Source organism: Octadecabacter sp. B2R22 (assembly GCF_018861045.1).
In the GTDB taxonomy this organism is placed as follows: Bacteria; Pseudomonadota; Alphaproteobacteria; order Rhodobacterales; family Rhodobacteraceae; genus Octadecabacter.
In genome coordinates this window covers 344534-361157 of the sequence record NZ_JAHKQJ010000010.1, presented here as the reverse complement: position 1 = coordinate 361157, position 16624 = coordinate 344534, and the positions used below count along the sequence as shown (strand labels likewise).

The 16624-nt window shown below is 56.4% G+C and carries 14 protein-coding genes; 7 read left to right on the top strand and 7 right to left on the bottom strand.

The genetic code is table 11. The features are described from left to right. The first annotated feature begins 23 nt into the window (after positions 1-23). On the top strand, positions 24-710 hold the full coding sequence (locus KO486_RS14650) for an ABC transporter ATP-binding protein (protein ID WP_216038021.1): 687 nt from the start codon (positions 24-26) through the stop codon (positions 708-710). Continuing rightward, positions 707-3235, top strand: coding sequence for an FtsX-like permease family protein (locus tag KO486_RS14645; protein ID WP_216038020.1), 2529 nt, complete (start codon positions 707-709; stop codon positions 3233-3235). Before KO486_RS14650 ends, KO486_RS14645 begins: the two co-directional genes overlap by 4 nt. A 527-nt stretch (positions 3236-3762) precedes the next feature. On the opposite strand, the gene KO486_RS14635 is transcribed toward KO486_RS14645, so the two are convergent. Both KO486_RS14635 and gltX read right to left on the bottom strand, forming a co-directional pair. Continuing rightward, on the bottom strand, positions 3763-5151 hold the full coding sequence (locus tag KO486_RS14635; protein WP_216038019.1) for an MATE family efflux transporter: 1389 nt from the start codon (positions 5149-5151) through the stop codon (positions 3763-3765). Between the two features lie 110 nt (positions 5152-5261). Next, the gene (gene gltX, locus KO486_RS14630) at positions 5262-6581 is read right to left on the bottom strand and encodes a glutamate--tRNA ligase (protein ID WP_216038018.1); all 1320 of its coding nucleotides are present in this window, start codon (positions 6579-6581) and stop codon (positions 5262-5264) included. A 71-nt stretch (positions 6582-6652) separates the two neighbouring features. Here gltX and KO486_RS14625 point away from each other — a divergent pair, with 71 nt between their 5' ends. Further along, entirely contained in the window at positions 6653-6931 is a 279-nt protein-coding gene (locus tag KO486_RS14625) for a hypothetical protein (protein WP_216038017.1), read from the top strand. Here the strand turns inward: KO486_RS14625 and KO486_RS14620 are convergent. Next, entirely contained in the window at positions 6928-7362 is a 435-nt protein-coding gene (locus KO486_RS14620; protein ID WP_216038016.1) for a DUF1801 domain-containing protein, read from the bottom strand. The two genes, KO486_RS14625 and KO486_RS14620, sit on opposite strands and share 4 nt — an antisense overlap. 131 nt (positions 7363-7493) lie before the next feature. Between KO486_RS14620 and KO486_RS14615 the strand changes: the two genes are divergently transcribed. Beyond that, positions 7494-8441, top strand: coding sequence for a 1-phosphofructokinase family hexose kinase (locus tag KO486_RS14615; RefSeq protein ID WP_216038015.1), 948 nt, complete (start codon positions 7494-7496; stop codon positions 8439-8441). On the opposite strand, the gene KO486_RS14610 is transcribed toward KO486_RS14615, so the two are convergent. Beyond that, a complete protein-coding gene (locus tag KO486_RS14610) occupies positions 8438-10117 on the bottom strand; it encodes an NAD+ synthase (RefSeq protein ID WP_216038014.1) in 1680 nt (559 codons plus the stop codon). The two genes, KO486_RS14615 and KO486_RS14610, sit on opposite strands and share 4 nt — an antisense overlap. A gap of 137 nt (positions 10118-10254) precedes the next feature. Between KO486_RS14610 and KO486_RS14605 the strand changes: the two genes are divergently transcribed. Further along, the gene (locus KO486_RS14605) at positions 10255-11694 is read left to right on the top strand and encodes a 2-isopropylmalate synthase (protein WP_216038013.1); all 1440 of its coding nucleotides are present in this window, start codon (positions 10255-10257) and stop codon (positions 11692-11694) included. A 587-nt stretch (positions 11695-12281) separates the two neighbouring features. Here KO486_RS14605 and KO486_RS14600 read toward each other — a convergent pair. The 3 genes from KO486_RS14600 to KO486_RS14590 form a co-directional block, all read right to left on the bottom strand. Further along, complete coding sequence (locus tag KO486_RS14600; RefSeq protein WP_216038012.1) at positions 12282-12911, bottom strand: VPLPA-CTERM sorting domain-containing protein; 630 nt, start codon at positions 12909-12911, stop codon at positions 12282-12284. Between the two features lie 200 nt (positions 12912-13111). After that, positions 13112-13558 (bottom strand): GNAT family N-acetyltransferase, encoded by a 447-nt coding sequence (locus KO486_RS14595; RefSeq protein WP_303435314.1) that lies wholly within the window; start codon positions 13556-13558, stop codon positions 13112-13114. A 5-nt stretch (positions 13559-13563) separates the two neighbouring features. Beyond that, positions 13564-14223 carry an SDR family NAD(P)-dependent oxidoreductase gene (locus KO486_RS14590; RefSeq protein WP_216038011.1) on the bottom strand — a complete coding sequence of 220 codons (660 nt, stop codon included), beginning with the start codon at positions 14221-14223 and terminating at the stop codon, positions 13564-13566. A gap of 219 nt (positions 14224-14442) precedes the next feature. Between KO486_RS14590 and KO486_RS14585 the strand changes: the two genes are divergently transcribed. Next, positions 14443-16002 (top strand): 2-isopropylmalate synthase, encoded by a 1560-nt coding sequence (locus tag KO486_RS14585; RefSeq protein ID WP_216038010.1) that lies wholly within the window; start codon positions 14443-14445, stop codon positions 16000-16002. Continuing rightward, the gene (locus KO486_RS14580; protein ID WP_216038009.1) at positions 15999-16577 is read left to right on the top strand and encodes a hypothetical protein; all 579 of its coding nucleotides are present in this window, start codon (positions 15999-16001) and stop codon (positions 16575-16577) included. The genes KO486_RS14585 and KO486_RS14580 overlap by 4 nt, the downstream gene beginning before the upstream one ends. Positions 16578-16624: the final 47 nt, after the last annotated feature.

Below are 16624 nucleotides of genomic sequence, written 5' to 3'. Positions count from 1 at the left end.
CCAAACCCGAAAAGGCCCGACCAATGACCGATGCGCTGTCCCTCATGAATGTGTCCCTCTCACTGTCCGGCAATGCAGGGACCGTCGATATTTTACATGACATTTCACTGACCGTGCCGCAGGGCGAAACGCTCGGATTGGTGGGGCCTAGTGGATCGGGCAAATCATCACTCCTCATGTTGATGGGCGGACTAGAAACAGCCAGCGGCGGAACCATCACCGCACTTGGCACAGACCTTACCAGACTGGGTGAAGACGCGCTCGCACGGTTTCGTAGGGACAATATGGGGGTGGTGTTCCAATCTTTCCACCTGATCCCGACAATGACTGCACTGGAAAATGTCGCAACACCGCTGGAGCTTGCTGGCGTTCGCGATGCATTTGCGCGCGCCGCCGATGAATTGACCGCTGTCGGGCTTGGCCATCGCGCCGATCATTACCCTGCTCAGATGTCGGGGGGCGAACAGCAACGTGTCGCGCTGGCGCGGGCCTCTGTCACGCGCCCTAAGATCCTATTGGCCGATGAACCGACCGGAAACCTTGATGAAACCAATGGCGCGGCCATCATCGACATGCTCTTTGCCCTGCGCGATCAACATGGCGCGACATTGATAATGGTCACCCACTCCAATGAATTGGCGTCCCGATGTGACCGTGTTGTGCGTCTGCGTGACGGGCGCATCGATACCACAGCACTGGCCGCCCAATGAGCCTGACCACCCTTAAATTGGCATGGACCTTTGCCAAACGCGAATTGCGTGGTGGTTTGCGCGGGTTTCGCATTTTCCTTGCGTGCCTTGCCCTTGGGGTCGCGGCCATTGCCGCCGTCGGCACCGTGCGCGCTTCTATCCAAGCAGGCTTGGAAGCCGAAGGCGCATCCTTGCTCGGCGGGGATGCCGTCGTGCGGTTCACCTATCGCTTTGCCAGTGACGATGAACGCGCGTGGATGTCAGACATCGCCACCCGCGTTTCTGAAACCACGGATTTCCGCTCGATGTTGGTGGTTAACCGCGACACCGTTGAACGTGGGCTGACCCAAGTGCAGGCGGTGGATGATCTCTACCCGCTGATCGGTGAGACGGTTCTTGATCCACCAATGCCATTGTCTACCGCCTTTAATGGCGACGGAACCCACCCCGGGGCCGTGGTCGAACGCGTGTTGGCGGACCGGCTTGGCCTTGCTGTAGGCGAATTTTTCAACTTAGGCGATCAAACCTTCACGCTTTCGGCGATCCTTGTCAGCTACCCTGACAACTCTGGCGGCGGCTTTGGCCTTGGCCCACGGACCTTGGTGCTGCTCGATGACCTCGCGGACTCTGGCTTGCTTGCCACCGGCACCCTGATGGAAACCAACTACCGCCTCGACCTGCCGGAGGGCGCAGACCTTGCGACGCTAGAAACCGAGGCCGAAACCCAGTTTGCGGACAGCGGTCTGCGCTGGCGTGATGCCCGCGCTGGTGCTCCGGGTGTTGCGCGATTTGTTGATCGCATTGGTGCGTTCCTGATCTTGATTGGCCTGTCTGGGCTGGCCGTTGGGGGTGTCGGCGTCTCCGCTGCGGTGCGCGCCTATCTTTCGGGAAAATCAAACACCATTGCGACGCTGAAGACCCTTGGTGCAACGCGCAACACCATCTTTCTTAGTTACGGCCTACAGATCGGCATCTTGACGCTTTTGGGTGTCGCCATCGGCCTGATCCTTGGTGCAGCCATTCCTCTCGCCTTTGCGCCTGTGATCGAAGCCCGTTTGCCGATCCCTGCTGAATTCACCCTGCACCTCGCGCCACTGGCCGAGGCTGCGATCTACGGTGTGCTTGCCGCTGCTATCTTCACACTTTGGCCCTTGGCACGCACGGATAACATCAAAGCCGCCACGCTGTTTCGCGATGCCTTCAGCGCGGGGCGTACCCTTCCGGCGACGCGGTATCTTATTGCGACGGCTTTGCTCCTCGCCCTGCTCGTCGGTGCGGCGATCTTGTTTTCCGGCACTGCCTTCCTGACCCTTTGGACAGCAGGCGGCATCGCTGGTGCGCTCATTCTGCTTGTCCTCGCCGCCGCCTTCGCCCGCTTCACAGCCCGCAGGTTTCGCCGTTTAGCCCGTGGACGGCTTGCATGGCGGGCAGCGCTCGGCGCAATCGGTTCCGGTGGCGAAACAACTTCTGTCGTGCTCTCGCTTGGGCTTGGTCTGTCTGTCCTTGCCGCAGTTGGGCAGATCGATGGAAACCTTCGCAATTCCATCGCGACCGAGTTGCCTGACGTTGCGCCGTCCTATTTCTTTGTCGACATCCAGCCCGATCAGATCGACGGGTTCCGCGCACGCCTTGACGGTGATCCAGCGGTTAGCGAATACGAAGCCGCGCCCATGCTGCGAGGCATCATCACCCAGATCAACGGCCAGCCTGCCCGCGATGTGGCCGACCATTGGGTGCTGCGCGGGGATCGTGGCCTCACCTACTCTGCCGAGCCCGGCGATGGCACGGTTATCACCGAGGGCGCATGGTGGCCCACCGATTACGCGGGCCCGCCGCTCATTAGCTTTGCGGCCGAAGAAGCCGCAGAAATGGGCCTGAAAATCGGCGACACGATCACGACCAACATCTTGGGCCGCGACATCACCGCGACCATCGCCAGCTTTCGCGAAGTCAGTTTTGAAAACGCGCAAATGGGGTTCATCATGTCGATGAACCCTGCGGCCCTACAAGGTGCGCCCCATTCGTGGATCAGCACCGTTTACAGTACCCCCGAAGCCGAAGCCGCGATCCTGCGTGACCTTGCCTCGGCCTATCCAAACATCACTGCCATCCGCGTTCGTGACGCAATTGATCAAGTCGTGACCCTTCTTGGTGGCATCTCAGCGGCGACGCGTTATGGCGCGCTGGCCACTCTCCTAACGGGGTTCCTTGTGTTGATCGGGGCTGCCGCTGCGGGGCTTCCTGCACGTACTTATGAGTCTGCCGTTCTCAAGACCCTTGGCGCATCACGCTCAACTATCCTGCGCAGCTTTGCCTTGCGTTCTGCCTTACTTGGGCTTGCTGCGGGGCTTGTCGCATTGGGGGCTGGCATGCTTGGCGGCTGGGCTGTCTCGACCTTCATCATGGAAACCGATTTCAGCCCAATCTGGTCTTCGGCGAGCGTCATTATCTTAGGCGGAATGGGGGCGACGCTACTTGCGGGCCTTGCCTTTGCCCTACGCCCACTTGCCGCCAAACCAGCACGTGTTCTAAGGTCGCGGGAATGACCAAGGCTGACCCACATCCGCAGTTCTTCGGCTATGGCAGCCTCGTTAATTTGGCGACCCATGACTACGCTGATCCGACCCCTGCAACCCTAACAGGATGGCGCCGCGTCTGGCGTCACGCCCGCGCGCGCCCTGTCGCGTTTTTGTCCGTCGAACCCTGCCCCAGCACGACCCTTCACGGCATCACCGCAGGTGTCCCAAATGCCGACTGGAACGCACTTGATGCCCGCGAACACGCCTACCTGCGCCGCGATGTGACCGACCAATTCAAAACCGATACCGCGGTTTACGAGGCCAACCCAGACCATATCGCGCCGCCCAGCATGGGGCATCCAATCTTGCTCAGCTATCTGGATGTTGTCGTCTCTGGCTATACGTCTCTCATGGGCGACGACGGCGCGGCCCATTTCTTTGCGACGACACACGGCTGGGGGCCAATCCTTGATGATCGTAGCGACCCGCTTTACCCACGCTCGCAACCACTGGCCGCGAACACCCGAGATACAGTAGACAACGCACTCGCGGAGTTATCGGTTCTTGTACATCCAGCCAAAGATGCGCGCCTGCTTGTGGACACCATCCGCCCCAGCAGACCCACCGCCCCCGCGCATGACCCGCAGCGCGATTACAAAGGCGATCAGGCCAAATAAAACGCCGCCCACAGCCTGCCCGATCAACACGCCACCCGCGCCGAACCATGCTGAAAACACAATGACAAACGGGATCGTACCAAGCGTATGCCGCCCCCAATTCACAATAGTCGAATAGAACGGATGGCCCATATTGTTGCAGGCCGCGTTGCTGACAAAGATCATCCCGTTGAAGAACCACATCAGGCTTAGTGGCCCCGCGAACAAGAAGACCAACCCCTGTGCTTGGCCATCAAGCTCAAACAACATTACCAACAGTGGTCGTGCTGCAAACAAAAGCCCCGACACAATCACCACAACGCCAGCTGTAAAGATCAGCCCCTCGCGGAACGCGCCGTTCACACGGTCCATCTGTCTCGCGCCAAAGTTCTGCCCGATAACCGGACCAATGGCGCCCGACAGCGCAAAAATAATCGCGAATGCTACAGGCGTCAGGCGACCGACAATCGCCATGCCCGCGACGGCATCCTCGCCGAATTCCGACATCGCGCGGGTGACATAAGCCTGCCCAACAGGCGTCGCCAACTGTGTAAGGATCGCTGGAAATGCGATGATCATCACAGGGCGCAAATCCGGCAACATGCTTGCCAAATTGGGCCGCCCAAATCCGCCATAAAAGCGAATGATCGGCACCAAGGCCGTCACCCCAATCGCGACACGTGCCACAACCGAGGCCCAAGCAGCCCCCTGCAATTCCATCCCGAATCCAAATATCAAAATTGGATCAAGAACCCCATTCACCACAGCGCCAACAATCGTCGCCAACATTGAACGGCGCGCATCACCGTGCGCGCGAAGGATCGCGCCACCAACCATGCCGATTAGCAGCATTGGCAACGACGGAATGATGATGCTCAGATAACTAATCGCCAGATCTGCGGTCTGCCCAGTCGCGCCAACCAAACCGACAATAGCGCCAAGGTTGAGCCAGACAACTGCCGCAAACACGGCGCCAAACAAAGCCCCAAAGATCAGCACATTTGTCGCCTGCCGTTGAGCCAGACCTTCATCACCTTCGCCCAAGGCACGCGCCACCAAAGCGCCACCTGCAATTGCCATGCCGATCCCGAATGACGATGTGAAAAACAGGATCGCACCCGCATAACCGATGGCCGCAGCCAGTTCTGCCTTACCCAGCATCGAGATGAAAATCATGTCGATAAAGTCGACCAGAAACACCGCCATCAAACCAACCGACGACGTAAGCGCCATGACGGTGATGTGACGCATCAACGATCCGCTGAGAAATTTTGCCTGTTCATTCATGCGGTGGACTATCTGCCTCAGGCCGAAGTGAAGCAAGGCAACAAAACCGAACAGGCGTTGTGCAGTGAATTAGACGTCAACGCCCGCAACAAACCCAGATGGGTATGCAGTTAGCCCTTCGGTTTGACCTGCAACAGTGGCATTACGTCCGCCATTTCTGGCCCGCGCGTGCGCCCTGTCACCGCATGGCGCAGCGGCATAAACAGCCCCTTACCCTTGCGACCTGTGGCCTCTTTCACAGCGCCAGTCCAAGTGCCCCAAGTATCATCCGCATAGGGCGGATCACCCAAAAGAGCCAAGGCCTGTGGAATAAACTCCGCGTCTTCATCAGCAATCTGCGGCTCTGCCCCGTCTCGGAACACAGCCCACCATTCGGCCATTTCACCAAGGTGGGTGATGTTTTCACGGACCACATTCCAGAACCGCTCACCAAGTTCAGCAGGCACACCAAGATCGCCCACCGTGTCTGCAACGGTTTCGTACGGGCGCGCTGCCAACCAACGGGCCGTCAGCGGCCCCAAATCATCAGCGTTAAACTTAGTCGGCGCCGATCCGAATTTCTTCAGGTCGAACCCTGCAATGACTTCATCCACGGTTTCACGCAACTCGACCGGATCAGACGACCCCAAACGCGCCATCAGGGACAGAACGGCCATCGGGGCCACGCCCTTGGCCCGCAAATCGCGCAGTGCAAGCGTGCCCAAACGTTTTGATAGCGCCTCACCCTGAGGGCCTGTCAGCAACGAATGGTGCGCAAAGTTTGGCACGGTGCCACCCAGCGCTTCGATCATCTGGATTTGTGTGGCCGTGTTGGTCACGTGGTCTGACCCGCGCACAACATTAGTCACGCCCATCTCTGTGTCATCGACAACCGATGCCAGGGTATACAAAATCTGCCCGTCATTCTTGAACAGCACTGGGTCACTGACAGATGCTGCATCAATCGAAATGTCGCCAATAATCCCGTCGGCCCATTCAATCCGCTTGTGATCAAGCTTGAACCGCCAATGACTGCCACGCTCCGCACGAAGGGTGTCTTTCTCATCCTCAGACAAGGCCAAAGCCGCACGGTCATAGACCGGTGGTTTACCCATGTTCATCTGTTTTTTGCGTTTCAAGTCCAGCTCAACCGGCGTTTCAAAACACTCATACAAACGGCCCATTTCAATGAGCTTTTGTTTTGCCAGATCATAGCGGTCCAACCGTTTGGACTGATATTCAACACGATCCCACGTCAGCCCCAACCAAGTCAGGTCTTCCATAATGCCATCGATGTATTCCTGCTTGGATCGCTCAGGATCCGTGTCATCAATGCGCAAGATGAACGTACCACCCGCCTGTCGTGCAATCGCGGCGTTAAACAGCGCAGCACGTAGGTTACCGATGTGCAAATAGCCAGTTGGCGATGGGGCGAAGCGAGTGGTTGTCATGACAAGGAATCCGGTATGATTTGTTGCTGCGTGACCTTTCATAGCCACACTGCAATGTCCATATAAGCAGTATGCCGAAGATAGATCCAAATCTCAAAAAATACGAAAAACGCGTGTTCCTCGCCTTTTTCGCGTTGTTTGGGACCTTCTTCGTTCACAGCATGATCATCGGCGGCGATGCCATCAACGGATACCGTGACGGTAACGATTTCTACGTCTCATCCCACGGCGTCGACACTGCTGTAAGCGAAGCGGCATGGAATCTTTCCGCTACGCTCGGAGGATTGACGATCGTCGGCTTCGCCTTTGTGTTTATCTACACGCTCATCACAAAGCTTGCCCGCCTCTAACTCGGTCTCACGGGCCATTTCTTATCAAGATCAGACAGTCCAGCACGGATAATCTCTTCCAGCACTGCCAAATCCACATCCGCCAGCTTGTTGATATAAAGACACGCGGCGCCGGTTTTGTGTTTGCCCAGCCGCGCCAAAAGATCGCCAAAATCCTGATAGCCGGGCATGATATAAAGGCTGAGGTTTGACTTACGCGGGCTAAACCCCGTCGCACACATGTCACCCTCACGGCCTGAATCATAAATATAGTGATATTGCCCGTAGCCTATGATCGTTGGGCCCCACATGCGCGGCGACCATCCCGTGATCTTTTGGAATAGCTCATCCAACGCCAGAGCGTCAGCACGACGCGTGGGGTGTTCAACACCCTGTATAAAGGCGTCAACATCCGTACTCGTCGCTTGGGTCTTATTCTTGGAGCCCGCCATAGAAACCTCCATGCTATCGCAGACAGAATAACACGGCGTAGTGCATGTGTCGCCTAACTTGCTTGCACTCAGAAACCTGTCACTTAATGCTTCAATAGCAGGTCCGTTTTGAGGCTATGAAAGGCGACGTTGTGCGTGACATCCTAACCGTTACTCTAAACCCGGCACTTGATCTGGCGACATCCGCGCCCCAAGTGCGGCCAAACGAAAAGCTGCGCTGCACCCAACCAGATCCGGACCCGGGCGGTGGCGGGCTGAATGTCGCGCGTGCAATCCATCAGCTCGGCGGCACCGCGCGGCCGTTCGTGGCGCTTGGGGGGAATACGGGCGACACGGTTCAGCAGCTTCTGGAAAAAGCTGGACTGGATATCATTGCCTATGACGCCCCAGGGGACACCCGTCAAAGCCTTGCCGTTACCGACCTTAGCACAAGCGAACAGTTCCGATTCATGCTCGCGGGTCCAGATTGGAACGCGGCGCAATTGCAGGCGATGCGGATGTCGTTGGTATCTGTCACTCAGCCCAACGGGTTCGTCGTCCTATCTGGAAGCGGACCAAACGGTGCCGCGCCGGACCTATACGCCGAAATCTGTCAGGACCTTTCGCAAACCGATGCGGAAATCCTGATCGACACGTCTGGCCCTGCCCTTGCGCATCTGGCTGCGGGTCAAGATAGACCGCCCTTTATGCTTCGGATGGACCAGCGCGAGGCCGAAACCCTCGCGCGGCGACCACTGGTAACACGCAAGGACAGCGCGGATTTCGCCAAATATCTGGTCGACCAAGGGGCTGCCCGAACCGTCATTGTGGCGCGCGGGCGTGACGGTTCTGTGCTGGCCGACGGGCAACAACAGCTCCGCGTCAATGCAGCAAACGTCGAAGTTCGGTCACGTGTCGGTGCCGGCGACAGTTTTCTTGGCGGGCTGACTATGGCGCTCGCGCGCGATTTGCCCATGGAAGACGCATTTCGTTATGGCGCCGCGGCTGCTTCAGCGGCGTGCATGACCGAAGGCACGCAACTTTGTTTGTTGTCCGACTTCGAAAACGTGCTGCTCCAAACTCAGATCGAAACGCTTTAGGTCTGGCCGCTGTTGTCGCGCCAGCGATTTACGATTGGATACCTTCGGTCCAGCCAAAAGGCCTTCATCGACAACCTTGGACCCGGAGCAGATTGGAAACGTTTGTATTCACTAATATAAAGCAGGTGTTCGATTTTCTTGACGATCGCGCGATCATAACCTGCCGCAACGCAATCAGCGACGCTCGCCTCTTCATCCACCAGCATTTCAAGAATGCCATCCAGCACGTCGTATTCGGGCAGGCTGTCACTGTCTTTTTGATCATCGCGCAGCTCAGCACTTGGCGGTTTGTCGATGATCGCAACAGGGATCATTTCGCCTTCTAGGGCTTTCATCCACGGGCGATGATTAGCATTCCGCCAGCGGCAAATATCAAATACCCGCGTTTTATAGAGGTCTTTGATCGGATTATATCCACCAGCCATATCCCCATAAATCGTAGCATAACCCACTGCGACTTCGGATTTATTGCCTGTCGTCAGCAGCATTTCCCCAAACTTGTTGGACTGCGCCATAAGCAGCAGGCCGCGAATACGGCTTTGAATGTTTTCTTCGGTTAGACCTTCATCCAACCCAGCAAACAGCGGGGCCAAGGTTTCTGTCACCGCATCGCGGGTCGGGCCGATTGGCACGATATCATAGGTCACGCCCAGCGCCGCGGCCGCAGCTTTGGCATCCGTTAAAGACCCCTCTGAGGTATACTCGGACGGCAACATCACACAGCGCACGTTTTCTGGCCCCAAAGCATCAGCCGCAATCGCCGCCACAATCGCCGAATCCACGCCACCTGACAGTCCCAACAGGACCTTTTTGAAACCCGTCTTTGCCATGTAATCGCGCAGGCCCATCACGATGGCGGCATAATCGGTTTCCAGACTGTCTGGTTCCAAGATTTTTTCGCCGCTCTCAGCCACCCAGCCATCATCGGTTTGGGTGAAATCAACATGGACGATGGCCTCGTCGAACCAAGGCAGTTGCACCGCCAAGGCGCCGTGTTTGTTCAGCACAAAAGACCCGCCATCAAACACTTGGTCATCCTGCCCGCCGACCATATTTAGATAAACCAACGGCACATCACATTCCGTCACCCGCGCAACCATCTGGTTCATGCGGTATTCATGTTTGTCGCGGAAATATGGGCTGCCATTGGGCACCATCAAAACGTCAGCGCCGCTTTCGACCATGGCCTCGCAAACGTCAGGATACCAAGAATCCTCGCAGATCGGTGTGCCAATGCGTAAATCACCCGCATCCCAAGGGCCTTGCATATCCGAGCGTGAAAACAGGCGGACCTCATCGAAGACATTGAAGTTAGGCAAGAAATACTTGCGTGTTGTGGCGTGCACCTTGCCGCCCTTCAGAATGAAATAGGCATTGTGGAGCTTGGCACCTTCATCCGACACCTCGGCCAACGGCCCGCCAATGCCCAGCATCGGACCATCTGCGCATTCTTTCGCCAAAGCTTCCAACGCATCACGGGCGGCTTCTTGAAAAGCAGGTTTTACGATCAAATCTTGCGTCTGATACCCGACCAAAAACATCTCTGGTAGCATGACCATATCCGCGTCCGCAGCACGGGCTTCATCCCATGCGGCCTTCGCCTTGGCTGCATTACCTGCGATATCCCCGACTGTCGGATTCAACTGCGCCATCGTTAGGCGAAAACTCTTGCTCATGGTGCGACCTTTCGTGCGTCTTACCCCCACTTAATGCCGATGAACGGCAAGGGGAAGCCGAACCCGCGAAAGCCCCGTTGTCTTACATGCGTACTCCGCCTATTCTTTGCCAAATTTCGCATGAAAGACCTGCCCCTATGTTGCGCCTCGCCACTCCATTGATCGCCGCTCTATTGCTGGCAAACCCTGCACTGTCCCAATCTGTGCAGACGAAACAATACGACGATGGCGGCATCTACGAGGGCCAATTCCTCGCGGGGCTGCAACACGGCCAAGGCACATACACCCTGCCCAACGGCTATGAATACACCGGCGAATGGTTCGAAGGAGAGATTCGCGGCCAAGGCACAGCGCGTTTCCCCAATGGGTCTATCTACGAAGGCCAGTTCGCAGCAGGCAAACCCGAGGGCTTTGGCGTGATCAACTTTGCCGATGGCGGCACTTATGAAGGCGATTGGCTGGACGGAAAGATCACGGGACGTGGCATTGCGCGCTATGCCAATGGCGTCGTCTATGAAGGCGACTTCCGAAATGCCATGCACCACGGCCAAGGCACCATGCGCAGCCCCGGCGGCTACATTTACGAAGGCCCATGGGTCAATGGCGTCAAAGAAGGCGAAGGTACGATCACCTACCCTGACGGTGCGATCTATCAAGGCACCCTTTCGGATGGCGAACGCCAAGGCGTCGGCACTCTGACCATGGCAGACGGCCTAATTTATGCAGGCACGTGGAACGCCGGCCAGATGAGCGGCACAGGCCGCCTCACCCAGCCCAACGGCGACATCTATGAAGGTGACCTTGTTGACGGCAAGCGTGCGGGCACGGGCACCGTTACTTATGCCAACGGCGACGTATACCAAGGCGGCTTTGTGAACGACCTGCGCGACGGCGACGGTACATTTACGGGCGCTGACGGCTACCGCTATGCGGGGCAATGGTCCGAAGGTCAGATTGAGGGCACTGGTGAAGTCACCTATCCCGACGGCTCCACCTATGCGGGTACTTTTGAAAACGACCTTGCCCATGGAACAGGGACGATCACCTATCCCGACGGTTCGACCTATGCAGGCGGCTGGGAGTCTGGCGTTATCAACGGCACTGGCGTTGCGACATACGAAAACGGGCTGGTCTATGAAGGTGAATTCCTTAATGCGAAGAACCATGGCCAAGGCACGATGACGTATGCGGATGGCTATACCTATGTCGGCACATGGGCGAACGGCCAACGCGAAGGCTTTGGCACGGCGACGTACGCCGATGGCACAATCTATGAGGGCGAATTTGCAGGCGGCCAACGCAACGGGGCAGGTAAAATCACCATGGCCGACGGTTTCACATATGAAGGCCAATGGGACACAGGCGAAATCTCTGGCCTTGGCGTTGCAACATACACCAATGGCGACATCTACAGCGGCATGTTCCGCTCGGGCCGCCGCCAAGGCGAAGGCACAATGACTTACGCCGCCTCAGGCCAAGTGGCTGAGGGCGAATGGCAAGACGGCGCATTGGTGACCCAAGGCACAGCGAACCCAGCAACGGACGGTGTTGTGGTTGAGGATGCGGCGACCGAGTGAAAAACGAAATATCCCGAGTGTATTTAAAGATAGCGACCGCTTTTATTTTGGGCATCGCGACGCCAGTATCAGCCCAGAGCTTGTCCGTTTCACGGGCATACAATTAAACCCAGCCCGTCTTCGAAGGCGTAGATGCCGCCTGCACCGCTTCATTCGAAGACGCAATCGCTCCGGGGTTCAGAGGGCTAAACGGCATTTCCTTAGATGCCAATCAAATTGCTCAATCGAGTATTGGTTTTCTGGCGACGTATACGGCAGTCAAATTTCAAAGCGCGTTCGGAGATGTCGAAGGTGCAATTTCCTGCCTAGTCTCTAGGGACGGTCTGACAGTGACTAATATTTCAGTAGTTTTCGAAGGTCGTGGACTAGCTGGGTCAGAATCCATGAGCGTTTTGGGTTTGTCAGACGATCCAGCGGATTGGCGATCGATTGGAATAACGGTTCAAATTGCGCCCTAAAAACAGCGTCAGGTTTATAGACATGCATTCAACCAACCTGATCCACTTCGAAACGTGAGACGAAACGCCTCCGTTGGAATGAAAACGCCCCCGTATGGGGGCGCTTTACTTTGCTCCGAAGACTGCCAGTCAAACCTTCTTGCGTCGGCCGACAACGCCCATGCCCGCCAAACCGGCAATCAACAGCCAGCCAGCAGCCGGAAGTGGCACAGGTGTCAGCGCCGTTCGTGTCAACCAAACCTCTTCATTGATGGCGTTCAGACCCCCGTAACCGCTGATCCGAAAATCAACCTCGTTGGGATCCACATTGAAGCGGCGCCCAATCGAAAATGCGTCCACCGTTCCAGCGACAGCCGTTGAATCACTAACCAACCCTCGGGCATATTCATGTGTCGACGAAAGGTTGACACATGTGCTTGCCGGGCAAAAGAAATCCCTAAGGCTCTCGGCGATACCGATCTGCCCGACATCTGTAGACCCGTTAATGACACCGGCAGAAACACCCAACGCATCCATGATCATTGTAGAAGCAACAGACCACCCTTCAAAATCACCACCAACACCGAATTCACTAGAAATACCGCTATAGCCATACCCCATGGTCAAATCGAGCCGAAGAAAATCTTGATTGTTTGTGGTGTCGCGCAACACGGAAGACGTACCAAACGTCACGTCATCGACAATCAAAGTTGCAGCCTGTGCAAAACTTGAGCCGAAAGCAGCAATAGAAAGCGCTAACGCGCCAATAAACTTTTTCATAATAATAGCTCCAAAAATTAGTATCGTTCAAAAAGAGCCCTTCAAAATCGAGGACCAATAAAAATGTACCAAAATTTTGCGCAAATAACAATGATACTGGGAACTATTCGCTATTGAGCCAACGTTAAAAGTTCAAGATCCGGAAGATTCACTCCGTTAACAACAACAATCGACAGCAAGAATTTGGTTGATGTTCATTTTCACCTAACCGCTTTCCGAAACGTAATACTGGTCGGCCGCTTGAACCCTTCATGGGTCGTTCGCATCACTTCTGAAAACCCTAGCGCCTTAAACACCGCGTGAACCTCTACCAGTTCTACTCGGCTTTGCAGCTCGAGCCACTCCAGCCTCAATGCGCGCGCTCGATCTTCGGCCACTGCCATCAACATCCGGCCAACCCCGCGCCGCTTGCCCGCCACCGCCAGCTTGCCAACGTAAAGCACGCGAGGTTTCGGCGTCAGAACCACAGTGCCGGCCACAGGATGACCAAAGACCCAAACTTCGGACGCTGGATCGCGAAGATCATCAACAGTCATGCTTTCCAATGACGATGGCGGATTGATCCGCCCGTTCATCCCTGCAAACGCGCCCCGCATGACATCCAAAGCCTGCGCCAATGCAGGATCATCCGCGTGCAGGCGTCGCACATCTCTCACCAATCTATCTCAACGCCATCATAGGCAAAAAATCGACCCGACTGGGAGGGTTCTAACCGCTTCATCACGTCACAAAGGTTCGCCGCCGCGTCTTTGGCTGACACCTTTTTGTGGGCAGGATAATCGCGGGTAAATTCGGTTGCGACCGTGCCTGGATGCAAGGCAACGACCACGGCATTGCGCCGCTTGCGCCCAAATTCGATCGCCGCGCCGCGAACAATCTGGTTCAAAGCCGCCTTGGACGCCCGATAAGAATGCCACCCGCCGATTTTATTATCGCCAATCGATCCAACCCGCGCAGACAAGACCCCGACGAAACTAGCGCGGTCCGTCGGCAACAGCCGTTCCAGCTGCGCCAAGACCAACGCAGGCCCAACGGCATTTACAGCATAGATATCCACCATCCGTGCTGGATCAATCGCGCTGAGCGCCTTTTCGGGCGCACCGCCTGCGGCCAACGTCCCAATCGCCACGAAGATTGCATCAAACGGCCCCTCAAGCCCGCGCAAGACACGTTCAACCGAATCCTTGTCAGTTACATCCAACCCGTCGCCAGATCGCGATACGCCAGTTACAGCAAAGCCGCGTGACTGCAACTCTTGCGCCAAAGCGGACCCAATTCCGCCCGATGTGCCAATGACCAATGCTTTATTCATTCACCCAGCTTACGGCAGCCACAGCCTGCGTCCATATAATTTGCACCACCCCCTTCCAAAACGAAATCCTGTGAGTATAGTCGCACCCATGATGCAGATCGCATATATCCGGCCGCTCCTCGGCCTCCTCCTTAGTCGCCTCTGAGCGTGCCCTTCGGCGCGACCGCTCAGGGGATTGATCGCGCCAAGAAACACTAAGGAAAACAAGGAAATACCAAAATGACCGATCAAGTTCTGATCTTTGACACGACTCTGCGCGACGGCGAGCAATCCCCAGGCGCGACAATGACTCACGACGAGAAACTGGAAATTGCTGAAATGCTGGACGACATGGGCGTCGACATCATCGAAGCGGGTTTTCCGATTGCGTCTGAGGGCGACTTTAATGCGGTGTCCGAGATCGCGCGACGCGCCGATAGATCAACGATCTGCGGGCTGTCTCGTGCCAACTTCAAAGACATCGACCGCTGCTGGGAAGCCGTGAAACACGCCAAATCCCCGCGCATTCATACGTTTATCGGCACGTCCCCACTGCACCGCGCGATCCCGAACCTGACTATGGATGAAATGGCAGACCGCATCCATGAGTGCGTCACCCATGCCCGCAACCTGTGTGACAACGTTCAATGGTCCTCCATGGACGCGACCCGCACCGAATGGGGTTTCCTGAAACGCACAGTTGATATCGCGATCAAAGCAGGTGCGACGACGATCAACATCCCAGACACCGTGGGCTATACCGAACCTGTCGAATCCGCTGATCTGATCAAACGCCTGATTGCCGAAGTCGACAACGCAGACACCGTGATCTTCTCAACCCATTGTCACAATGACCTTGGCATGGCGACCGCGAACTCGCTGGCCGCTGTTGCGGGTGGCGCGCGCCAAATTGAATGCACAATCAATGGCTTGGGCGAACGTGCTGGTAACACCGCACTCGAAGAAGTCGTTATGGCGATGAAAGTCCGCAAGGACATCATGCCGTACAATACCAAGATCGACACAACCAAGATAATGAACATATCGCGGCGAGTCGCGACGGTGTCCGGCTTCCCTGTGCAGTTCAACAAAGCCATCGTCGGCAAGAACGCCTTTGCCCATGAATCCGGCATCCACCAAGACGGCATGTTGAAAAACCGCGAGACGTTCGAGGTGATGAAACCCGAAGACGTCGGCCTGAGCGGCACATCCCTTCCACTGGGCAAACACTCTGGCCGCGCCGCACTGCGTGATAAACTGGAAAAGCTCGGCTACGAGATGGGCGACAACGAGCTGAAAGACGTATTCGTACGCTTCAAGGATCTAGCGGACCGTAAAAAGGAAGTTTTTGATGACGACCTGATCGCGCTGATCCGTCAGAACAACACCGAAGACGACCGCTTGAAACTGAAGGACCTAACAGTCGTATGCGGCATGAACGGCCCGCAAAAGGCGGACATGGTTCTGGAAATCGACGGCGAAGATCACAGTACATCAGCAACGGGCGATGGCCCCGTTGATGCGACATTCAATGCGGTTAAGGCATTGTTCCCGCACGGCGCTCGACTGCAGCTTTACCAAGTGCACGCCGTGACCGAAGGCACTGACGCGCAAGCGACCGTATCTGTGCGCATGGAAGAAGACGGCCGCATTGCCACGGGCCAATCCGCTGACACCGACACGGTCGTGGCCAGCGCCAAAGCCTATATCAATGCGCTCAACCGTTTGCTGGTGCGGCGCGAAAAGGTCGCAGCTGGGTCTGACACACCGGAAATTCGGTATACGGATGCCGGCGAATGAGGCTTGCTCTTGCACTGATCGCAAGTTCCACAGGGGCAGTCGCGCAAGACTGCCCCACAGCCGCCGACCTTGACGCGGGCAAAACGATCACGCTTTCGAGCACTATCGAACCGGTCTTTATGGAGAACCGCATAACACCGCGCGGCCTCGCCATTACAAGTGTTAGACAGTTCTCGGGCCAAAACATTCGCATTGAATTGTTTTTTGAACATCCGCTGGCGCTGCCTCATTCCGGTTCGGGTGCGCGAACAGAATATGAAACTTCACTCGACGAGCTGGATAACCTTGCAACGCTAAGAACTTGGTCGTCAGAGGTCACTGTTTTTGAAGGCGCTGAAGAAATAGGGCGCATCACTCAGACACTTGACCTCACCGCTCTGGGGTCTGCGACCCTGAGTGGCTGCGAGTACACGATCTGGCGCATTGACGAGAGCATCTCGGACGAAGATGGTCAAACCCGCTTCGGCCAAAAAGTGTACGCACCTGATTTGGGCCTGATGATCGCCGAGTACGGGCTCAACGAAAATGGCAACCGTATCGGCGGGCTGTCCTTCGATCAAATCGCGGCGGAATAACGCGCAGCCTAAGCGCAACCCCCCTTCCCCCCAACACCGCCTCGCCC